Raw genomic sequence first — 19,839 nt, 5'->3', positions numbered from 1 at the left:
AAGCCGACATTCCTTACGTGAGTTTCGGTAGGCTGCGCGAATGTGCGACCGCTTGAAGCGCTAATCCACCTCTTCGCCGACAGGTTGGTGCGTGAAGCCCTTTGCCCCGCTCAGCGATTTGGCGTCACGGCTGATTTCGACGTCGCTTTCGGCATAGGCAATCAGCAGGCGCGACAGGTCTTCCAGCGCGCTTTCGTGGATGCGTTCATAGCCGTGGCTGGCGTCGATGCCGAAGGTGACCAAGGCGGTCCGGATGTCGGCGCCGGCTTCCAGGGCCGAGGCCGAGTCCGAGCGATAGTATCGGAAGACGTCCTTCTGGTGCGGGATGTCGTGGTCGCGGGCCAGTTGAACCAGTTTGCGTGACAGGTGCCAGTCGAAGGGTCCTGTCTGGTCGGCCATGGCGATGGTGACGCCGAACTCCGACGAGTTCTGGCCAGGTGCGGTCGTGCCATTGTCGACCGTCACCATGGCGGCGACATCCGGAATCAGCACCGACGAAGCGCCCAGCCCGACCTCCTCGGCGATCGTGAACAGCCACCAGGTATCGACCGTCGGCGTGCGACCTTCGCGGATCATGCATTCCAGCGCGGCCAAAAGGGTGGCGACGCCCGCCTTGTCGTCCAGATGGCGCGAGACGATGAAGCCGGTGTCGATGAACTCGGGCTGAGGATCGATGGCGACGATGTCGCCGACATCCACGCCTAGGGCCAGGGTGTCTTCGCGGCCGTGCGTCACGGCGTCGATGCGCAGCTCGACTTGGGCCCAGTTCACCGGCTGGGTGTCCACCTCTTCGTTGAAGGTATGGCCGGACGCCTTCAACGGCAGGATGGTGCCGCGATAGGGGCCGCTCTCGGAGAAGATCGTCGCCCGCGCGCCCTCGGCGAAACGCGACGACCAGTGACCGATCGCGACCAGTTCCAGCCGGCCGTTCGCCTTCACCTGTTTGACCTGGGCGCCCAGGGTGTCGACGTGAGCGACGATGGCGCGCGCCGGTTTTGGCGTACGGCCCGGCAGGCGTGCGCGAAGGGCGCCGCGACGCGTCATCTCATAGTCGAGGCCCAGCCGCTCGAGTTCGCGGCACAAGAGCCAGACCGCCTCGTCCGTGTAGCCGGTCGGGCTGGGCGTGTTCAGCAGATTGGCCAGGCGGGCCTTCAGGTAGTCGAGGTCTATCGCGGGGCGGGCCAAGGGGCCTCCTTCAGGCTTCGGATCGCGGGAATGTCCGCGCAGCGGCCGGGGCGGACAGCGGAAAGAGCAGATCCACGAAACGCTCGGCAGTCGGTTGGGGTTCGTGGTTGGCCAGGCCGGGGCGCTCGTTCGCCTCGATGAAGGCGTAGTCGGGTTCGCGCGGCGACTTCACCATCAAATCGATGCCGGTGACGGGAATATCGATGGCGCGGGCGGCGGCGACGGCGGCGCGGATCAAGGCGGGATGCACCTCGTCCGTCACATCATGGATGGTGCCGCCCAAGTGCAGGTTTGCCGCCTTGCGCACCAGAACCTCGGCACCTTCAGGCGCCACGTCTTCGAGACGATAGCCGGCCTCGGCCAGGGTGCGTTCCGTCTCGGCGTCGATCGGGATGGTGGATTCCCCACCGGTGGCGGAAGCGCGACGACGGCTTTGGTGTTCGACGAGGGCGCGCAAAGTCGAGCGCCCGTCGCCGACGACGCGCGGCGGACGACGCAAGGCGCAGGCGACGACGTTGTAGTCGATCACCACCAGCCGAAGGTCCTCGCCCTGAACCTGTTCCTCGACCAAAACCTCGGAACAGATGCGGCGCGCCCGGACCAGAGCCGTCTGGACCTCGCTCATCGTCGTCATGCCGACCGCGACGCCTTGCCCCTGCTCACCCCGCGCCGGCTTGACCACCAGAGCCCCGAACCGGACGAGGGCATCGTCGATGGCCGAGGGGTTCTCGGGATCGATCCGCTCGGGCACGCGCACGCCGGCCGCCTCGACGATGCGGCGCGTCATCCGCTTGTCGTCGCAGATGCTGAGCGCGACGGCCGAAGTCAGTTCCGACAGGCTTTCACGACACCGCACCGACCGACCGCCCCAGTTCAGGCGAAACAGCCCGCCCTCAGCGTCGATGATCTCGGTGTGGATGCCGCGCCGACGCGCCTCGTCGACGATGATCCGGGCATAGGGGTTTAGGTCGTGGTCATCGGTCGGGCCGACGAAAAGGGCCTCGTTGATCGGGTTCTTGCGCTTGACCCCGAAGAAGGAAACCCGCCGAAAGCCCAGCTTCTCATACAGGGCGATGGCTTGATCATTGTCGTGCATGACCGACAGGTCCATGTGCGCCAGGCCTTGGGTCTTGAAATGTTCGGCCAGACGCCGAACTAGGGCCTCGCCAACGCCCGGCTGGGTCGCCTGGGGATCGACCGCCAGGCACCATAGCGAAGAGCCGCATTCCGGATCCTGAAAGGCGCGGGCGTGGTTGACGCCCGTGACGGTGCCAATCACAGCCCCCGTCACCGTATCCTCGGCGACGAAATAGGTCAGGGTCCGGTCGTCCCGATGCGACCAGAAGAAGTCAGGCGGAACCGGCACCATCTTGCGCTTGGCGTAGATGTCGTTGACCGCCTGCGCATCCGTTTCCGACGTCAGACGGCGCACGGTGAAGCCTCGTGGCTGACGTCGGCTGGTGCGATAGGTCGCCAGTTCCAGCCGATAGGTGTGCGACGGATCCAGGAACAACTCCTGCGGCGCCGAGGCCAGCAGGACGTGCGGATTGCGGACATAGAAGGCGATGTCGCGCCGGTCCGGCCCTTCGGCGCGCAGGGCCTCGACCAGCGGCTCGGCCGTCTCGAAGGTCTGGGCGAACAGCAGTCGGCCCCAGCCGCAATCCAGCACGGCATCGGGGGTCGGTCCGTCCCCGGACTGAACCGGGGGCTTCAAGCCCTCGTGCCGCAGACGTTTCAGCCGATGCGCCTTTGATCGCTCGGGGCGGATATCAGACGCCATGCTGCTGCATCCACATTTCCAGCACTGCGACCTGCCAGAGTTCGGAGCCGCGAAGGGGTGTGATGTGCTCGGTGGGATCGGCGAACAGGGTGTCCAGATAGCCCCGGTCGAACAGGCCGCGATCGCGCGCCGCCTGATTGGTCAGGGCCTCGCGCACCATCTCCAGATACGGACCCTGGATGTATTTCAGCGCGGGCACGGGGAAATAGCCCTTCTTGCGATCAATGACCTCGGAGGGGATTACCAGACGCGCCGCTTCTTTCAGCACGCCCTTGCCGCCTTGCGCCAGCTTGTGCTCGGGCGGGATGCGGCCCGCCAGTTCGACCAGTTCGTGATCCAGGAAGGGCACGCGCGCCTCCAGACCCCAGGCCATGGTCATGTTGTCGACCCGCTTCACCGGGTCGTCGACCAGCATCACCTGGCTGTCCAAACGCAGGGCTTGGTCGACCGGCGTCGCTGCGCGGCCTTGCGCGAAATGCGCCTCGACCAAGGCGCGACTGACGTCGCTGTCGGCCATATAGGCGCCGTTCAGCTGCGTCTTCAGCGTGTCGTGACTGCGGTCGAAGAAGGCCTTGGCGTAGGTCTCGACCGGATCGGTCGCGCTCAGCATCGGCGGGTACCAGTGATATCCGGCGAACACCTCGTCGGCGCCCTGTCCCGATTGCACTACCTTGATATGTTTCGAGACTTCCTGGCTCAGCAGGTAGAAGCCGACGTTGTCGTAAGAGACCATCGGCTCTGACATGGCGCCGATGGTGCCCGGCAAGGCCTCCATCAGCCGCTGGTGCGGCACAAAGATCTGGTGATGCTTGGTGCCGTAATGTCTGGCGATCAGGTCGGAATAGACGAACTCGTCGCCCTTCTCGCCATTGGCCTCTTCGAAACCGACCGAGAAGGTCATCAGGTCCTTCTGACCCAGTTCGGCCAGCAGACCGACGATCAGGCTGGAGTCCACCCCACCCGACAGCAGCACGCCTACCGGCACGTCGGCGACCATGCGGCGCTTCACCGCTTCGCGCAGACTGTCCAGGACCCGATCGCGCCAATCCTCGGCCGTCAGGGCCGCGTCCTCAGCATGGCGGGTCATGTCCGGCTGCCAGTAGAGGCGGTCCTTGGCCCTCCCGTCCGCCTCGATCACGCGGATGGTGGCCGGCGGGAACTTCTTTACGCCCTTCAGGATCGTGTGCGGCGGCGGCACGACCGCATGGAAGGTCATGTAGTGGTGCAGGCCGACGGGGTCGATGGTCTTGTCCACGTCGCCCGCCGCCAGCAGGGCCGGCAAGGTCGAGGCGAATCGCAGACGCTTGCCCTGTTCGGTCAGATACAGCGGCTTGATGCCGAAACGATCCCGGGCGATCACGGTGCGGCCGGTGTCGCGCTCATGCAGCACAAAGGCGAACATGCCCTTGAATCGCTCGACGCAGGCTTCGCCCCACGCCTTCCAGGCCTTGATGATGACCTCGGTGTCGCCGTGCGAGAAGAAGCGGAACCCCATCCCCTGCAGCTCTTCGCGCAGTTCGGGATAGTTGTAGATGCAGCCGTTGAACGCCAGGGTCACGCCCAGGTCAGGGTCCACCATCGGCTGCTGAGCTTTCTCACTCAGGTCGATGATCTTCAAACGGCGGTGACCCAGCCCCACCGAGCCGCGCATAACAATGCCGGAGCCATCCGGTCCACGGGGCGAGAGCGCATCGGTCATGCGTTGAACGGCGCCGGCATCAGCCGGTCGTCCGTCGAAATTGATCTCGCCGCTAAGACCGCACATGGATCCTCCTTGAATTGTGGAAGCAGCGGGTACAAATGGTTAGGACACGAAAGAGTTCAACCCGAATGGCGGATATTTCCCCTGAGCCAGGCCCTGAAGCGGCAGTTGACGCCACCGCATCTCTTGTCCGGTCAGTCCGTCGCGTCGCCCAGGCGATCGATGTTCGGTCTCGAGAAATTTCACGTCTGACCGGGCTGACGCTGCCGCAGCTCCTCGTGCTGCAATCCATCCGCGCATTGGGTGAAGTCAGCACCAGCGCGATATCGCGGGACGTTTCCATGTCGGCGCCGACCGTCGTCGCCGTGCTGGACAAGCTCGAAGCCAAGGGCATGGCCGCCCGCTATCGCTCCACCGTGGATCGCCGCGTCGTCCATGTGCGTTTGACCGACGCGGGGCGGCAGGCATTGCAGACGTCCCCGGGCCTGCTCGGCGACGGCTTTCTCGCCGCCTTGGCTGAACTTCCACACAGCGAACGACTGGCGATGGCTGAAGCTGTCGAACGCCTCGCAGTTTTGATGCAGCCTCGCGAAGCTCAGGCCTCTTTGAAGCCACATTATCAGGCTGTCAGGCTCTCATAAGCGGCTCGGGATGTCGAGCCGGCGAACAGCCGGAAACGGTGATCCTGACCTGTCTGTTCCAACGCTATCTTCTGACCTCGAGCCAATCAAAGAGGCCAAAACAGCAAGATGAGCGAGGGCCCCGTGACCAGAACGAGCGCGCTCAAAGGCGCGCCCAGTCTGGGATAATCAGAAAACTTATAGCCGCCAGGTCCCATAACCAGCGTGTTGCACTGGTGACCGATGGGCGTCAGGAAGTCGCACGCGGCGCCGACCGCGACCGCCATCAGGAACGGGTCTGGATTGTAGCCAAGCTGCTTGGCCAGCGTCGCTCCGATCGGGGCGACGATCAGAACGGTCGCCGCATTGTTCAGGAAGGGCGTAACCGCCATTGAGGCGAGCATGACGCCGGTAATCGCGGCAACGCCCGGCAAGCCTGTGAACACGTGGCGAAGCAGTCCCGCGATCAGGTCGGACCCTCCCGTGGATTGGATCGCGTCTGAGACGGGAATGAGGGCTGCGATCAGAACGAGCAGGGGTCCATCGAGGGCGGCATAGGCCTCACGCATCTTCAAGCCGCCCAATGCGACGATCACGACGGCGGCGCTGAAGAAGGCGACGGCGACTGGAACCAGGCCAAGGCCCACGAGGGTCATGGCGCACGCAAGAACAACAGCCGGCATGAACCGCCTGCGCACGCTTCCGAGTTGAACCTGACGCTCCGCCAGTGGCAGTAGATCCAGCGCCGTCAGCGCGACCGGCAGCGCCTGTTCGGCGCCTTGGAGCAGGATGATATCGCCGGGCGCCAGTTTTGCCGTCCGCAGATGCTGGGTGAGTTGAAAGCCGCTTCGCGACACGCCCAACAGATTGATCCCGTGCTGGCCGTACAGGTCCGAGCTTCGAACAGATTGCCCTTGAAGCGGGGAGTTTCGGCCGATGACCGCCTCTACGATCGCAATCTCCTCGGATGCGGTCGCTATGGGAACCGGGCGATCATCGCGGATGAGATTCATCTGAGCCCGACTGACGAAGCCCTCCAGCGCCTGCTGCTCGCCCTCGATCAGCAGCGCGTCACCCGCTTTGACGACGACATTGCCTCTGGGACTCAGCCGCCGTTTCCCTGAACGGATCAGCGCCATGATCTTGACCTCGCCGTCGCCGAGGGCGCCGAGAGCGGACACGGTCATAGATCCCGGAGCCCAGCCTTCAGGCGCCCTGACTTCCGTGGCATAGGCGTTGGCGGCCAAGGCCGCGCTCATGGAAGTCGCGCCCTGTCGATCGCGGGGCAACAGACGATAGCCGAACGCCAAAAACACCAGGGCGATCAGCGTGAGCGCCAGGCCCACGGGTGCGTAGTCAAACATGGCGAAGGGTTCGCCAACGATGCCTTGGCGCACTTCGGCGACGATGATGTTCGGGGCGGTCCCGACCAGGGTGACCATGCCGCCCGCCATGGCGCCGAAAGCCATCGGCATCAGGAGCCGGGAGGGAGACGACTTCGTCTGGCGCGCCACCTGAAGCGCCACCGGCATCATGATCGCCAGTGCGCCGACATTCTTCGTCGCCATGGAAAGCAACGTCACAGCGCCGGTCAAAACCGGGACCTGGGAGCGCTCAGTCTTTAGCAGCGGCATCACCCGCCGCATCGCGAGTTCAATGACCCCCGATCGGGCGAAGGCCGCCGACACGATCAGCGCGCAGGCGATGATGACGGTGACGTCGTTCTTGAAGCCGTCAAACGCAGCCTCGGCGGGGATGATGCCGATCGCCAATCCTGCAACCAACGCCACGACCGCGACCAGGTCGTAACGAAACCGACCCCAGATGAAGGCGCCGATTGTCAGCCCGACAAGGCCAAAGGCCAGTCCCTGTTGAAGCGTCACTCGCCTAGCGCCCTCGCATAATCAGCACGCAGCGTAGGCTCAATGTTGATAGGCAGCCAGCTCTTCGTCATTTCGAACGATGGACGAGAGCCAGCCGTAATCTTCCCCTCGCCTGCCATTACGCAGAGGTGACAAAGATGAAGACAAAACACTCGGGCGTCGGGAAGGCCGGCATGTAATCTCGCAAACGTCGTACATTTTCGCGCATGGTGCATGGCGCTGTCATTAGTCGTGTTGACGGCAGGCGCGCCATGTATAGTGCACTGTCGCCATCGGTGTCCTCGGTCTGGTCGTGCACAAGCATGATGGACGTTGGGACGGGAGATCGATAGCGTGGGCATTGGCTATCTTGTACAAGGCGATGGTCACGCTGGGGCGCACATGGACCATTTGCGTCCGTAGAGAGTGGGTCCATCAACGCGCCCTCAGGCTGACGTAGCTGTCATCCAGCGACTACGGCAACACCTCAGGCGCCGGGTGTCACTAAACTCCAGCGAGCGACGGTTTTCCCAAGCCGGCGGCGCTGATCCGCCGGACTGAGGCATCAGGATCGACGTCGTCCAATCCCCCGGCGTAAGACTAATCGCGATCGTCTTCTGATAAGGCGCTATAAGCAATATACAACGGCCGCCCAAGTCGTCCATCTTCGAAGTCAGGTCGCTGCATCTTAGCTCAGATTAGTCCTCAGCTTGATTTCACGAGGACGCCGTCCGTGGGCTGAAGCACGCCGTTGGCGGCTGGTGCCTCACGTCCGGTCAAGTGGGCAACGGCTCCATCTGGCGCGGTGACCAGGATTTTGTCTCCATCGCGGCTGAAGGTCAGCAGAGTGTCCGCCATCGTGCGCATCTGGATGCCATCGTCGCCGCCGCGCTCAATCGCTGCAAGGATATCTGCGCGCGTCAGTGCCCCAGGCACAATGTGGGCGCGCAGAAGCGCCGCGCTTTGAGCCTTTTGCGCGTCACCAGTCAGGGACTCCCTCAATCCACTGAATGACGCGTTCGAGGGCGCGAAGACGGTGTATGGGCCTTTGCTCGCGAGCACCTCTGACAGACCCGCAGCATTGATCACGCCATCCAGTGTGTCCAAGTCGGCGTGATCACGGATTTCCGCGTCCAGCGTCTTCGTTGAGGGCGCAGCCGCAGGCACGGCCCCGGACTTCGCGGTCGCCGAACCTTCGTTGTCACCGCAAGCAGCCAGGGCGAGCGCCATCATCGGCGCCAACGCCCACACATTGGTGTTACGCATCAGGCCCTCGCTCACGTCAGCAGCTGAATGATGGCCTGCACCACCTGAGTGGTGGGGTCGACCTGATACACATAGCCGTCATTGTAGCGATACAGGCTCTGTCGGCTGTCGACGTACCGGTCGCGATAGGCGTAGGGCACATTGTAGACGTCGTAACCCGCCGGCATGCGCTGGCCGACGTTGAACTGTTGCCCGGTCAGGAGCGCCGCGATCTGGCCGATCCCTTGGGTCTGTGGATCCACACCGTAGAGCACGCCATCAGCATAGCGGTACTGGTACCGGTCATTCAGCCCGTAATAGTCAGAGAAGTATTGAGGGGCCGGCTGATATTCGTATCGCGTCGGCCAAACATTGCCCTGTGAAAGAACGCCGCCGAGAATTGGCAGGTAACCGAGCAGGCCGCCTTGGGTGTTGTAGCGATACATGTATCCGTCGCGGTACATGTAGTTCGCTTCATCTGCGCGAGTGCGCCACAAATAGTTGTAGCGGGCATAATCCTCTCTCGCGTCGACAATCTTGCGCGCTTGGCCGGGCGGGAGACAGCCGTTGTTCTTTCTGGCGAGCCCGGGAGGGCAGCCGTCCGTCAGGGCCCGGTCAAAACCCCGTCGATAAACCAGTCGATCACGCTCACGATCGATGCGGCGATCCAACTCTTTCCGAGCATCCCTTGGGCTGCCTGCCATGACATCCGCACGACGCTCGACCTCGCGGCGGAGGTCGCGCTCGGACATACGGTTCTTCCCGTTCGTCCGCTCACCAACAAATGCTGGCTGACGAACATCGACGTGGGCTGCCGGCCCGCCCCTTCCACCTGGCCCATCACGACGACCTTCACGCGCCTCCTGATCGCCGCGCCCAGGACCATCCCGGCCAGGTCCGCCTTCGCGATGGTCGCCCCTCCCCTTCCCGTTGCCGTGCCCGCCGCCCGGTCCGGGCTGAGCTAGGGCGATGCTGGATGAGCCAAGAACAAGAACTAAGGCCGCGGCAAGTGGGATGGATCGCTTCATCGTGAACTCCTCGTCGGCAGCGAAAACGTGTGCAGCGTACCGATGTTCCATCGCCGGCAGGCCCTCCGCGCAGCCCACCGGTCAGGACTTGGCTACGTTTCACGCTGCCTTAGCTTTGCTGGGCAGCCGCTTCCCAGATCGTCGTTTTAGTCCAGCGCCGAACTCCGCATCTCTGATAAAACCTTGGGCAAACAGTCCGGCAGGTCATCCGAAGTCAGTCCGGGACCGAACGTGTGCGCCGCATCCGAATGAAGCCACACGGCGGCGCAGGCCGCGTCGAAGCTCTCCATCCGCTGTGCCGCCAATCCGCCGATCATGCCGGCGAGCACATCCCCGGTTCCCGCCGTCGCCAGCCACGGCGAGCCGTTTTCGTTTCGGCGTACTCGCCCGTCCGGGGACGCGATCAGGGTCTGCGCGCCTTTCAGAACGATCGTCGCCTGAGCCAATCGCGCGGCCTCCTGAACGGCGACTTCTCGGCCATGAGTGAGCAAACCTGGGAAAAGCCTCTCGAACTCGCCTTCATGCGGCGTCAGGATGTCGTCGCGATCCAACACGGCGAACAGTTCGGCCGTTCGCCCCTTGAAGACCGACAGGCCGTCGGCGTCGATCACCAGAACGGCGCCGGTCGAACCAAGCGACTGAATGTTTGCCATCGTCGCGTCGTCCAGGCCTGCGGCCGGGCCGATCACCACGGCGTCGCTGCCGGCGGCTTCTCGACTTAAGTTTTCCGGTGAAGAAAAAGGCGTCAACATCACCGCCTGCACTGCCGGCGCGATCACCGACGCCGCATCTGGCGGACAGAGGATTCGCACGACTCCAGCGCCCATCCTGAGACCCGCATGAGCTGCAAGTCGCGCAGCGCCGGTATGATGCGCCTTTCCCGAAACGACCGCCAAACGTCCACGCGCATGCTTGTGCGTTTCCGCGCTCGGCCAAGGCAGAAAATTGCGCCAGATCGCCGGGTCGTTGGTTTCTATCATCCGCGTTCCGATTATCCTTCGCCAGCCTGCGAAAATCGCTTGCTTTGAGCGGCCCTGCTGTGTCCCATTCGCGCCCGAGCGCCGCTGCATTCCGTGCGCCGCTCCGGGGTCGCCATGAAGAAAATCGAAGCCATCATCAAGCCCTTCAAGCTGGATGACGTCAAAGAGGCGCTCCAGGACGTGGGCGTGCAAGGCATGACAGTGCTGGAGGCCAAGGGATATGGCCGCCAGAAGGGTCATTCCGAACTGTATCGCGGCGCGGAATACGTCATCGACTTCCTGCCCAAGATTAAGATCGAGGTGGTTGTCGCCGACGACCTCGCGCCCGCGGTTGTCGAGGCCATTCAGACCTCGGCTCGCACGGGCAAAATCGGCGACGGGAAGATCTTCGTGTCCGACGTCGCCGAGGTGATCCGCATCCGCACCGGCGAAACCGGAGCCCAAGCCGTCTGACCTGACTACCCTCCCCGGCCTTCGGCCCTCGGGTCGCTGTCCGGTCTCCTCCCCAAACGACAAGAACAGGACTTTCCGAGAATGAGCGCCAGCAAGATCCTCAAAGAGATCAAGGATGAGGAGGTCCAATATGTGGACGTCCGCTTTACCGACACGCGCGGCCGTCTGCAGCACGTCACCTTCGACGTCGATCTGGTCGACGAGGACTTCCTGAACGAAGGCACGATGTTCGACGGCTCGTCGATCGCCGGCTGGAAGGCCATCAACGAGTCCGACATGCTGCTGAAGCCGGACCTGACCACGGCCTATATCGATCCCTTTTATCAGCAGAAGACGATGTTCCTGTTCTGCGACGTGCTGAACCCGGACACCGGCGAGCCCTACAACCGCGACAGCCGCTCGATGGCTAAGAAGGCGCTGTCCTACGTCCAGTCGTCGGGCGTGGGCGATCAGGTCTTCTTCGGACCGGAAGCCGAGTTCTTCATCTTCGACGACGTGCGCTGGTCCACCCAGCCGCACGACACCGGCTACAGCTACGATTCGACCGAGCTGCCGGCCAACACCGGCGCTGAATATTCCGAAGGCAACATGGGCCATCGCCCTGGACCCAAGGGCGGCTATTTCCCCGTCAATCCGGTCGATTCTGGCCAGGACCTGCGCGGCGAAATGCTCGGCGTCATGCGCGATCTGGGCCTTCAGCCCGAGAAGCACCACCACGAGGTGGCCCCGGCCCAGCACGAACTGGGACTGAAGTTCTCCGACCTGCTGACCATGGCCGACCGCCTGCAGCTCTATAAGTACGTGATCCACAATGTGGCCCACGCCTACGGCAAGTCGGCGACCTTCATGGCCAAGCCGATGTTTGCGGACAACGGTTCGGGCATGCACGTCCACATGTCGATCTGGAAGGACGGCAAGCCTCAGTTCGCCGGCGACCAGTACGCCGGTCTGTCGCAGGAATGTCTGTGGTACATCGGCGGCATCATCAAGCACGCCAAGGCCATCAACGCCTTCTCCAACTCGACCACCAACTCCTACAAGCGTCTGGTGCCTGGCTATGAAGCCCCGGTGAAGCTGGCCTATTCGGCCCGCAACCGTTCGGCCTCAATTCGCATCCCGCACGTCTCCTCGCCCAAGGCCAAGCGTCTGGAAGCCCGCTTCCCCGATCCGATGGGCAATCCCTATCTGACCTTCGTCGCCCTGCTGATGGCTGGTCTGGACGGGATCGAAAACCGCATCGATCCGGGCGCGCCCGCCGACAAGAATCTCTACGATCTGCCGCCGGAAGAGCGCGGCTCGATCCCCGAGGTCTGCGGCTCGCTGCGTGAAGCGCTGGAGAACCTGGATAAGGACCGCGCCTTCCTCAAGAAGGGCGGCGTCATGGATGACGACTTCATCGACAGCTATATCGAACTGAAGATGGAAGAGGTGATGCGTCTGCAACTGCATCCGCACCCTGTCGAGTTCGACATGTACTACAGCTGCTGATCACCTGATCGCAGTCGAGACAAAGGGCCGGGGATCGCTCCCCGGCCCTTTTGCATGGCTGGCGGCTTCGAGCAGCGATCGACACGCCGACGTGGCGCTAAGCGATCTCGGCTTCCAGATCGTCCGCCTTCTTGCGACGCAACTCGATCAGTCGCACACACCAGATTGAGATCTCGTAGAGAATTACCAGAGGCACAGCCAGCATCAGTTGGCTGATCGGGTCAGGCGGCGTTACGACCGCCGCGACCACGACCACAGCCACGATGGCATAGCGGCGACCGGCCGCCATAACCTTGGAACTGATCAGACCGGCGAGGCCCAGCAGCGTCGTCACCACAGGCAGCTGGAAGCAAAGCCCGAAGGCGAGCAATAGCGAGGTCACCAGACTGAGATAGTCGGAAATCTTGGTGGTTTGCGCCACGGATATCCCGTCGGTGGCGACCTGCTGGCTCAGCGAGAACAGCATTACGAACGGGAGCATGACATAATAGACCAACGCCCCGCCGAGGCAGAACATCACGGGCGCCGCGATCAGGAACGGCAGAAACGCCCCGCGCTCGTTGCGATAGAGGCCCGGCGCCACGAACCGGTACATCTGCCACGCCATGACGGGGAAGGTCAGGACCGCCGCACCAAAGGCGGCGATTTTCATCTTGGTGAAGAGCTGTTCCAGCGGCGCCGTCGCGATCAGTTGGACAACGGCGGCGCTCCCTGGCGGATAGGGTCTGATTCCCGTCATCACCGCGATCAGTTCGATGGGATTGGCGTGACCCCCGGTCCCCAAGGCAGCGGCGTGGATCGCCACGGCGGCCTGATACGGCTTGATCAGCGCAATCTGGATCTGGTTGGCGAAGGCGAAGCAGAGGATGAAGGCCAGGAAGAAAGCCACCACACAAATGAGCAGCCGCCCGCGCAGCTCGATCAGGTGATCCATCAGGGGCGCGCGCGACGCCTCGATCTCGGCCTCGTCACGATCGGAAGGCGTCACAGGTCAACGGCTTTCTTGCGCGAGGTCTTGGGCTTGGCGGCTGCAGGCTTGGCCTTGGCCGCCGGCGCGGCGATCTTCGGCTTGGCTGCTGAGCGAGGTTTGGCCGTCGCCGATCCGGCAACAGCCGCCCCCGTCTTCGCCTTGGCCGCGGTTCGTTTGGATTTCGTCGTCGTAACGGGCTCAACGGGCGTGGGCGTATCCGGCCATTCATTGGCCGCAGGCGTCATCACCGGCGCCTCCGTTTCGGGCGCAGGCAGGGCAACCGCCGCAGTCGGCCCGGTCAATCCAGCGTTGATGTCCTTGAAGGCGGCGTCCGCCTCGGCGCCCAGAGGATACATGGCCCCCTGCTCCGTCCGCAGCGCCTCGACCTCCTTGCGCAGGTCGTCCAGTTCGGACTGACGCGCCATCTCGTCGAAACTGGATCGGAACTCATTGGCCATGGCGCGCGCCTTGGCCACCATCTGACCGACGCGACGCATCAGGACAGGCAGATCCTTTGGCCCCACCACAAGCAGAGCCACCAGACCGATCACCACTAATTCGAAACCCCCGATACCGGGGCCGAGCCCGCCCATGCGTCAGCCCTTACAGACGACGACTAGCGCTTCAGCTCTTCCTTTTCCGCCTCGGTGCGCGGCAGCGAGCTGACGCCTTCGTGCGGGCCGTCCTTCTTGTCCTCGTCCTTAAGGCCGTCCTTGAAGGCGCGGATGCCCTTGGCGGCGTCGCCCATGATGCCCGACAGCTTGCCCCGGCCGCCGAACAGCAGCGCGATGACGACGATGACGATGGCCCAGTGCCAGATGCTCATGGAGCCCATGGCTAATCTCCTCGCGGGGATCGGTCATCCGATCCCATCCACTCTTATTCGACCCGCATATAGGCGCAGTGATGGCCCCGCGCCAAGGGAGGCTGTAGGTCTGCGCGACCATGAGTCCCTCCGATCACGTCATCATCCACACCGACGGCGCCTGCAAGGGCAATCCGGGCCCCGGAGGCTGGGGCGCGGTGCTTCAGACCGGCGGCGGTCACGAAAAGGAATTGTGGGGCGGCGAGCCCAACACGACCAACAACCGCATGGAGCTGATGGCCGCCATTATGGCGCTGGAAGCCCTGAAACGGCCCTGCAAAGTCGAACTGCATACCGACAGCAAATACGTCATGCAGGGGATCACCGAATGGATGCGCGGCTGGAAGGCGCGCGGTTGGCTGACGGCCGACAAGAAGCCGGTGAAGAACGCCGATCTATGGCAGCGGCTGGACGCGGCGCGTCTGCGGCACGACGTGAAATGGCGATGGGTGAAGGGTCATGCCGGCCATGAACTGAACGAACGCGCCGACCAACTGGCGAATCGCGGCGTCGCGGAACTGCCTCGGCGCTGAGACGCGACATTTGGCTAAAGGCGCCCCGACGACCGTTGCGGCTCAGACCGGCGACTGGACCGTCAACAAAGAGCCATTCACCCGCATCACGACCACTTCCTGCCCCTCAAGCGGCGCCTCGCCCACAATCTCGGCCGGCCATTCGGCGCCGGAGATGAAGACGCGACCGCGGCCCGAGACGAACGTCTCGACCACCCGCGCACGCTGGCCGACTAGACGACTGTCGCGGTCATTGATGTCGGGACCGTCAGGATTGGCTTTGGAGATCAGGCGACGGGACAGCAGGGTGGCGATGACGGTTAGAACCGCAAAGACGGCGACCTCGCCCGGCAGCCCCAGCCGGACCCCAGCCGCCGTCATGACCGCGACGACGCCGGCCGACACAGCGGGCCACAGCAGCCATTCGGTCGAGAACATCGCCTCGAACGCCAAGAGCAAGACCCCGATCGCCAACCAGATCCAGAACGGCTGGGCGACATAGAGATCAGCAAGCGACATCATCGGTCAACCTCCTTGGATCAGGCCGAGGGTGGAACGGAGCCCCCGGCGGGGCGGCGGGGCGGCGTGGGCCGCACGGGCGGCGTCGCGGCCGAATTTTGATCCTTGGCCAGGCTGACCATCTCACCGATGCCGGCGATCGTGCCGACCAGCGCGCCCATTTCGGCGGGCACGATGACGGTGCGCTGCTGCGGGCTGCGCGCCAGTTCGGCGAAGGCCTCGACGTATTTCTGGGCCACGAAATAGTTGATGGCGTTGACGTCGCCGCGGGCGATGGCTTCCGACACCATGGCCGTGGCGCGAGCCTCGGCCTCGGCCTCGCGCTCGCGCGCCTCGGCGTCGCGGAAGGCGGCTTCCTTGCGACCCTCGGCCTGGAGGATGGCGGCCTGTTTGGCGCCCTCGGCGCGGGCGATGGCGGCGGATTTTTCGCCGTCGGCCTCGGTGATGACGGCGCGACGTTCACGCTCGGCCTTCATCTGACGGGCCATGGCGTTGGTGATGTCGGTCGGCGGGGTCAGATCCTTGATCTCGATCCGGTTGACCTTGACGCCCCAGGGCTCGGTCGCTGCGTCGATGACATGCAGCAGTCGCGTGTTGATGCTGTCGCGCTGGCTCAGCACCTCATCCAGTTCCATTGAACCAACCACGGTCCGCAGATTGGTCATGCACAGCTGCGAAATCGCATAGGGCAGATCGTCGACGCGATAGGCGGCGCGGGCGGAATCCATCACCTGGATGAAGACGATGCCGTCCACCTTCACCATGGCGTTGTCCTTGGTGATGACCTCCTGGGTCGGCACGTCGAGCACCTGTTCCATCATGTTCATGCGGCGGCCGACGCGTTCCACGAATGGGGTCAGGAAGCCGATGCCCGGGCTCAGCGTCTTCGTGTATTTGCCGAAGCGTTCGACCGTAAATTCACGGCCTTGCGGTACGATCTTGATCACGCTGATCAACAGCACGATGGCCAGCAGCAGCACGACGCCGGCGAAGATGGTGGTCACGTCCATTCAAATCCCTCCCTGACGCGGCAAGCCTACCCGCTGTGCGCGAGCGGCGCCAGACAAACTGAGAGGACGGCCGCTTTAAAGGCCGTGCTTGGCCCGCCAGGCCGCGAGACGCACGCTGACGTCACGCTCGATGTCGCCGTAGAAAAGATTGTAGGGGACGATCTTGCGCCGATCCGCCCAACTGCCGCCAGCCGTCAAGAAATCGGCGTCCGGCGCGCTATGCCACAACAAGCCGCCACGGCATTCGGTGGAGATCAGCCGGCCAGTCAGGGCCGGTCGGGCGCCCCATTCCAAGCCGGTCGCATTGGTCGCGCCACTGTGCTGACGCGCCGCAGCACGCGGCTGGCTCGCAGCACCCGTTACCGGATTCACGCAGATGGGGTCATTGGACAGGTTCACCAGATTGCCCCGATCATCCCATTCCAGAGCGCGTCTCAGCTTGCGCCGCGCGCCCGGTTCGTCGCCCTCCTGCACCGACGCCCACGCCACGATACATCCCGTTTGATCGGCGGCATCGCAGGGCGAGATCGCCTGCAGGAACATCTCGCGCCCGACCAGGGTCTCAATCAGATAGGCGGCGACAAGCCTGTCTTTCAGCGCCGGATCGGCGCGGAGTTGGTCGCGAACCAGACGCGCCGTCAGCTCTCCGCCCTGTTCCACGCCGGCGATAACAATGGGGCCGGCGGGATGCTGTTGCAGCCACAGGTCGAAAGCGGACTTCACGTCCTCATAGGCGAAGGCGCGCGCCTCGCGCGCGTCATCACGCAAGGTCAGCCGCGTATACAGGCTGGCTTGGCGATAAAGCGGCGCGCTGAGCCTGCCTTCTCGGGCGAAGGGCGACGCATAGTTGGGCAGGACGACCCGCCGCATATAGGCGTTGGCCCGCGCATCGTCGATCGGCCCATTCCACTCGGCCCCGCCATCGAAAGTGGTCGGCATGACGAAGAAGACCGCCGCTTGGTTGGGCGCGCCCTGGTCGATCAGCGCCCAGGAGGATGTCTTTCGATAGTCGGGCGCGGGCGGCGGCTTGTAGGTCTGGAACGGCACCTGCGGGTCCAGCCCTGCCCTCAAAATGTCGCCGCTCCACACCGCAACAGCCGCCGTCAGCACGAAGACGGCGGCGAAGCCTGCATATCCGACCCATTGCCTGAAGGTCAGCCGACGCATCAGCGGTACGGATCGGCCGTGGCGAGGAAGTCCTGCACGTAGCGCCGCACGCCCTCTTCCAACGGCGTGGACTGCCCCTCGAAGCCTGCGGCGCGGATACGATCCATGCGGGCTTCGGTGAAATATTGGTAGCGGTCGCGGATCGACAGGGGCGTATCGACATAGTCGATGGACGGCGTCTTGCCGGCGGCCTCGAAGGTGGCGCGGGCAAGATCGGCGAACGACCGCGCCTGGCCCGATCCGGCGTTGAAGATGCCCGACACCTGCGGCGATTGGAGCAAAAACTCAATGATATCGACCACATCGTCGACATAGACGAAGTCGCGCATCTGGCCGCCGTCCGCATAGTTCGCATTGTGCGACCGAAACAGGGTCACAGTCTCGCCCGCCGCGACCTTGGGCCAGATTTGAGCCACAACCGATTTCATTCCGCCCTTATGATCTTCGTTCGGGCCATAGACGTTGAAGAACTTCAGCCCCGCCCACTGGCGCGGCGCCTGACCCCGATCCGCCTGCCGGACCGCATACTTATCGAACAACATTTTCGAGTAGCCGTAGGCGTTTAGCGGACGAAGCTGAGATAATGACTCTGCATCGTCGTCGTCGTTGAAGCCCGTCTCGCCGTCGCCATAGGTCGCAGCGGAAGACGCGTAGATCATCCGCGAGCCCCGAATCGCGCACCAGTCCCACAGGTCGCGGGACAGGGTGAAGTTGGTCCGCAGAATCAGGTCGGCGTCGGGCTCGGTCGTCGAAGAGATCGCGCCCATATGCACCACGACCTCAATCCGCTCGGCGTGGCGCTCAAGCTGCTCGAACAGCTCTTCGGGCGACCAGAAGTCGGCGATCGCGTGTTTGGCCAGGTTCTTCCACTTGGCCAGGTCGGCCGTCTCCAGCCGATCGCAAACGACCACGTCATAGGCGGTCTCCGCCGTCAGCCGCGCGACGATGTTCGAGCCGATGAAACCGGCGCCACCGGTCACGACGATCATTCTCGGCGTCACTGCGCGCTCCCTGTCATCTTCTCGATCGTTCGCGTGGTCGAATGGCCGTCCTTGAAATCCGCCAGCTTGACCTCCCCACCCCAGCTTTCGACCAGATCGCCGCCGACGACGCCCTCTCGCGTATAGTCTGAGCCCTTGATCAGAACATCAGGACGCAGCCGTTCGATCAGGGCGACCGGCGTCGGATCATCGAAGCTGGTGACGCGATCGACGCTGGCCAGCCCGCCGATGACGACGGCGCGACTGTCCAGATCATTCACCGGACGCCCCTCGCCCTTAAGTCGTTTGACGGAGGCGTCGGTGTTCAGCGCCACGACCAGACGATCGCACCAGCTGCGGGCCTGCGCCAGATAGGCCACATGGCCGCGGTGCAGAATGTCGAAACAGCCGTTGGTGAAACCGACCTTCAGGCCCTGACGTCGCCAGCCCTCGACCTCGACCGCCAGCTCGTCTAGCGGCGTCACCTTGGATACCGCAGCGGTGGCGTGCTGGCCCAGTTCGGCTTCGATCAGCTCAGCGGGTGTAACCACGGCTGTGCCGGCCTTCCCAACGACCACGCCCGAGGCCAGGATGGCGAACTCGACCGCCATCTCCAAGGACGCGCCCGCGCCCAGCGCCAACCCGATGGCGGCCAAGCCTGTATCGCCGGCGCCAGACACGTCGAAAACTTCGCGCGCCCGGCCGGGGAAGTGCTTCACTGGTTCGCCGCGCCGCGCCAGGCTCATTCCCTTACCCGCACGGGTGACGATGATCGCCTTGGCGGTCGTGGCGGCCAGCAAGGCGGCCAGCGCCGTCTCGACCTCGGCGTCCGTCCCGACCGGCAAGCCGGTAGCGCCGGCCAGTTCCGAAGCATTGGGCTTGATGACATCGACCGCGCCGTAGCGAGCGAAGTCCCTTCCCTTTGGATCGACGACAACCGGCGCACCGGATGTGTGCGCCGCGTTCAGCGCCGAAGCCAGTAGTGAATCGCCGACGATGCCCTTGGCGTAATCTGAGAGCAAATAGACCGAAGCGTCTGCAAACGCGTCCGAATCTTGGATCGCGGTCGGCGCGGCCTCGTCATCTAGCCGCAGCAACTGTTGGCCTCCCGAAACGAAGCGCGTCTTTACGATTGTGGACGCGCCTGCCGGCCTCGCCACGAGGTCCTCGATGTGCGGCTCCGCGGCGATCAGTGCGGTCAGTTCCGCCCCGGCCGCGTCGTCGCCGATCACGGCGCCCAGCCGCGCCACCCCACCCAAGGCGGCGATATTGCGCGCGACGTTGCCGACGCCGCCCGGCATGGCGACGGTGCGGCTGGTGCGGAGCACAGGGATCGGCGCCTCGGGCGAGATGCGGCTGACGTCGCCATAGACGTAGCGATCCAGCATCAGGTCGCCGACGCAGGCAATCTTCAGGCCGCGCACGCGCTCCAACAGGGTTTGCAGGGCGCCCAGGTCCAGGGTGTCAGACATG

At 64.0% G+C, this 19,839-nt stretch carries 19 protein-coding genes; 4 read left to right on the top strand and 15 right to left on the bottom strand.

All coding sequences use genetic code 11. The annotated features are described in order from the left end of the window. Positions 1–60: 60 nt before the first annotated feature. From DT343_RS05190 to DT343_RS05180, 3 genes are read right to left on the bottom strand one after another with little or no spacing between them, the layout of a single operon-like run. Positions 61–1,185: an osmoprotectant NAGGN system M42 family peptidase gene (locus DT343_RS05190; RefSeq protein WP_112862012.1), complete on the bottom strand. Its 1,125-nt coding sequence runs from the start codon at positions 1,183–1,185 to the stop codon at positions 61–63. A gap of 10 nt (positions 1,186–1,195) precedes the next feature. Beyond that, on the bottom strand, positions 1,196–2,965 hold the full coding sequence (gene ngg / locus DT343_RS05185) for an N-acetylglutaminylglutamine synthetase (RefSeq protein WP_112862011.1): 1,770 nt from the start codon (positions 2,963–2,965) through the stop codon (positions 1,196–1,198). Then, the gene (locus tag DT343_RS05180; protein ID WP_112862010.1) at positions 2,955–4,730 is read right to left on the bottom strand and encodes an N-acetylglutaminylglutamine amidotransferase; all 1,776 of its coding nucleotides are present in this window, start codon (positions 4,728–4,730) and stop codon (positions 2,955–2,957) included. The genes ngg and DT343_RS05180 overlap by 11 nt, the downstream gene beginning before the upstream one ends. 65 nt (positions 4,731–4,795) lie before the next feature. Between DT343_RS05180 and DT343_RS05175 the strand changes: the two genes are divergently transcribed. Next, positions 4,796–5,308 carry a MarR family winged helix-turn-helix transcriptional regulator gene (locus DT343_RS05175; RefSeq protein WP_112862009.1) on the top strand — a complete coding sequence of 171 codons (513 nt, stop codon included), beginning with the start codon at positions 4,796–4,798 and terminating at the stop codon, positions 5,306–5,308. Between the two features lie 86 nt (positions 5,309–5,394). On the opposite strand, the gene DT343_RS05170 is transcribed toward DT343_RS05175, so the two are convergent. From DT343_RS05170 to DT343_RS05150, 4 genes are all read right to left on the bottom strand, one after another. Next, complete coding sequence (locus DT343_RS05170) at positions 5,395–7,170, bottom strand: SLC13 family permease (RefSeq protein WP_112862008.1); 1,776 nt, start codon at positions 7,168–7,170, stop codon at positions 5,395–5,397. 684 nt (positions 7,171–7,854) lie between these two features. Further along, complete coding sequence (locus DT343_RS05165) at positions 7,855–8,415, bottom strand: fasciclin domain-containing protein (RefSeq protein WP_112862007.1); 561 nt, start codon at positions 8,413–8,415, stop codon at positions 7,855–7,857. Between the two features lie 11 nt (positions 8,416–8,426). Continuing rightward, positions 8,427–9,422: a hypothetical protein gene (locus tag DT343_RS17175; RefSeq protein ID WP_146756711.1), complete on the bottom strand. Its 996-nt coding sequence runs from the start codon at positions 9,420–9,422 to the stop codon at positions 8,427–8,429. A 146-nt stretch (positions 9,423–9,568) separates the two neighbouring features. Then, positions 9,569–10,594, bottom strand: coding sequence for an NAD(P)H-hydrate dehydratase (locus DT343_RS05150; RefSeq protein WP_258522503.1), 1,026 nt, complete (start codon positions 10,592–10,594; stop codon positions 9,569–9,571). Here DT343_RS05150 and DT343_RS05145 point away from each other — a divergent pair. Both DT343_RS05145 and glnA read left to right on the top strand, forming a co-directional pair. Beyond that, positions 10,517–10,855, top strand: coding sequence for a P-II family nitrogen regulator (locus DT343_RS05145; RefSeq protein WP_008261682.1), 339 nt, complete (start codon positions 10,517–10,519; stop codon positions 10,853–10,855). The genes DT343_RS05150 and DT343_RS05145 overlap by 78 nt on opposite strands. Positions 10,856–10,936: 81 nt before the next feature. Continuing rightward, positions 10,937–12,343, top strand: a complete 1,407-nt coding sequence (gene glnA / locus DT343_RS05140) for a type I glutamate--ammonia ligase (protein ID WP_112862003.1) — start codon at positions 10,937–10,939, stop codon at positions 12,341–12,343. A gap of 97 nt (positions 12,344–12,440) precedes the next feature. Here the strand turns inward: glnA and tatC are convergent, their stop codons facing one another. The 3 genes from tatC to DT343_RS05125 are packed head-to-tail and all read right to left on the bottom strand — an operon-like array spanning position 12,441 to position 14,148. After that, positions 12,441–13,331, bottom strand: coding sequence for a twin-arginine translocase subunit TatC (gene tatC / locus DT343_RS05135; protein WP_112862002.1), 891 nt, complete (start codon positions 13,329–13,331; stop codon positions 12,441–12,443). Next, positions 13,328–13,906, bottom strand: a complete 579-nt coding sequence (gene tatB, locus DT343_RS05130; protein ID WP_112862001.1) for a Sec-independent protein translocase protein TatB — start codon at positions 13,904–13,906, stop codon at positions 13,328–13,330. Before tatB ends, tatC begins: the two co-directional genes overlap by 4 nt. Positions 13,907–13,929: 23 nt before the next feature. After that, complete coding sequence (locus tag DT343_RS05125) at positions 13,930–14,148, bottom strand: twin-arginine translocase TatA/TatE family subunit (RefSeq protein ID WP_017503863.1); 219 nt, start codon at positions 14,146–14,148, stop codon at positions 13,930–13,932. A gap of 110 nt (positions 14,149–14,258) precedes the next feature. On the opposite strand from DT343_RS05125, the gene rnhA reads away from it, so the two are divergent. Then, complete coding sequence (gene rnhA / locus DT343_RS05120; RefSeq protein ID WP_112862000.1) at positions 14,259–14,711, top strand: ribonuclease HI; 453 nt, start codon at positions 14,259–14,261, stop codon at positions 14,709–14,711. Positions 14,712–14,753: 42 nt separating this feature from the next. On the opposite strand, the gene DT343_RS05115 is transcribed toward rnhA, so the two are convergent. The 5 genes from DT343_RS05115 to rfaE2 all read right to left on the bottom strand — a co-directional run bounded on the left by DT343_RS05115 (position 14,754) and on the right by rfaE2 (position 19,838). Beyond that, positions 14,754–15,212 (bottom strand): NfeD family protein, encoded by a 459-nt coding sequence (locus DT343_RS05115; protein ID WP_112861999.1) that lies wholly within the window; start codon positions 15,210–15,212, stop codon positions 14,754–14,756. A 17-nt stretch (positions 15,213–15,229) separates the two neighbouring features. Beyond that, entirely contained in the window at positions 15,230–16,219 is a 990-nt protein-coding gene (locus DT343_RS05110; protein ID WP_112861998.1) for an SPFH domain-containing protein, read from the bottom strand. Positions 16,220–16,294: 75 nt separating this feature from the next. Continuing rightward, positions 16,295–17,386 carry a DUF3089 domain-containing protein gene (locus DT343_RS05105; RefSeq protein WP_112861997.1) on the bottom strand — a complete coding sequence of 364 codons (1,092 nt, stop codon included), beginning with the start codon at positions 17,384–17,386 and terminating at the stop codon, positions 16,295–16,297. Next, the gene (gene rfaD / locus DT343_RS05100; RefSeq protein WP_112861996.1) at positions 17,386–18,375 is read right to left on the bottom strand and encodes an ADP-glyceromanno-heptose 6-epimerase; all 990 of its coding nucleotides are present in this window, start codon (positions 18,373–18,375) and stop codon (positions 17,386–17,388) included. The genes DT343_RS05105 and rfaD overlap by 1 nt, the downstream gene beginning before the upstream one ends. A gap of 8 nt (positions 18,376–18,383) precedes the next feature. Beyond that, positions 18,384–19,838, bottom strand: coding sequence for a D-glycero-beta-D-manno-heptose 1-phosphate adenylyltransferase (gene rfaE2 / locus DT343_RS05095; RefSeq protein WP_112861995.1), 1,455 nt, complete (start codon positions 19,836–19,838; stop codon positions 18,384–18,386). Position 19,839 lies beyond the last annotated feature (1 nt).

Source organism: Brevundimonas vesicularis (assembly GCF_900445985.1).
Lineage (GTDB): Bacteria > Pseudomonadota > Alphaproteobacteria > Caulobacterales > Caulobacteraceae > Brevundimonas > Brevundimonas vesicularis_D.
The sequence above is the reverse complement of the archived record's forward strand: the minus strand, read 5'-3'. Positions and strand labels throughout refer to the sequence as shown.

Bases quoted from the DNA above. Each gene is read 5' to 3' on its own strand.
- DT343_RS05180 (WP_112862010.1), bottom strand. From the start codon at position 4,730: ATGTGCGGTCTTAGCGGCGAGATCAATTTCGACGGACGACCGGCTGAT.
- rfaD (WP_112861996.1), bottom strand. From the start codon at position 18,375: ATGATCGTCGTGACCGGTGGCGCCGGTTTCATCGGCTCGAACATCGTC.
- DT343_RS05145 (WP_008261682.1), top strand. From the start codon at position 10,517: ATGAAGAAAATCGAAGCCATCATCAAGCCCTTCAAGCTGGATGACGTC.
- DT343_RS05115 (WP_112861999.1), bottom strand. From the start codon at position 15,212: ATGATGTCGCTTGCTGATCTCTATGTCGCCCAGCCGTTCTGGATCTGG.
- DT343_RS05110 (WP_112861998.1), bottom strand. From the start codon at position 16,219: ATGGACGTGACCACCATCTTCGCCGGCGTCGTGCTGCTGCTGGCCATC.
- rnhA (WP_112862000.1), top strand. From the start codon at position 14,259: ATGAGTCCCTCCGATCACGTCATCATCCACACCGACGGCGCCTGCAAG.
- DT343_RS05175 (WP_112862009.1), top strand. From the start codon at position 4,796: ATGGCGGATATTTCCCCTGAGCCAGGCCCTGAAGCGGCAGTTGACGCC.
- rfaE2 (WP_112861995.1), bottom strand. From the start codon at position 19,838: ATGTCTGACACCCTGGACCTGGGCGCCCTGCAAACCCTGTTGGAGCGC.
- DT343_RS17175 (WP_146756711.1), bottom strand. From the start codon at position 9,422: ATGAAGCGATCCATCCCACTTGCCGCGGCCTTAGTTCTTGTTCTTGGC.
- DT343_RS05105 (WP_112861997.1), bottom strand. From the start codon at position 17,386: ATGCGTCGGCTGACCTTCAGGCAATGGGTCGGATATGCAGGCTTCGCC.
- ngg (WP_112862011.1), bottom strand. From the start codon at position 2,965: ATGGCGTCTGATATCCGCCCCGAGCGATCAAAGGCGCATCGGCTGAAA.
- tatB (WP_112862001.1), bottom strand. From the start codon at position 13,906: ATGGGCGGGCTCGGCCCCGGTATCGGGGGTTTCGAATTAGTGGTGATC.
- DT343_RS05165 (WP_112862007.1), bottom strand. From the start codon at position 8,415: ATGCGTAACACCAATGTGTGGGCGTTGGCGCCGATGATGGCGCTCGCC.
- glnA (WP_112862003.1), top strand. From the start codon at position 10,937: ATGAGCGCCAGCAAGATCCTCAAAGAGATCAAGGATGAGGAGGTCCAA.
- DT343_RS05125 (WP_017503863.1), bottom strand. From the start codon at position 14,148: ATGGGCTCCATGAGCATCTGGCACTGGGCCATCGTCATCGTCGTCATC.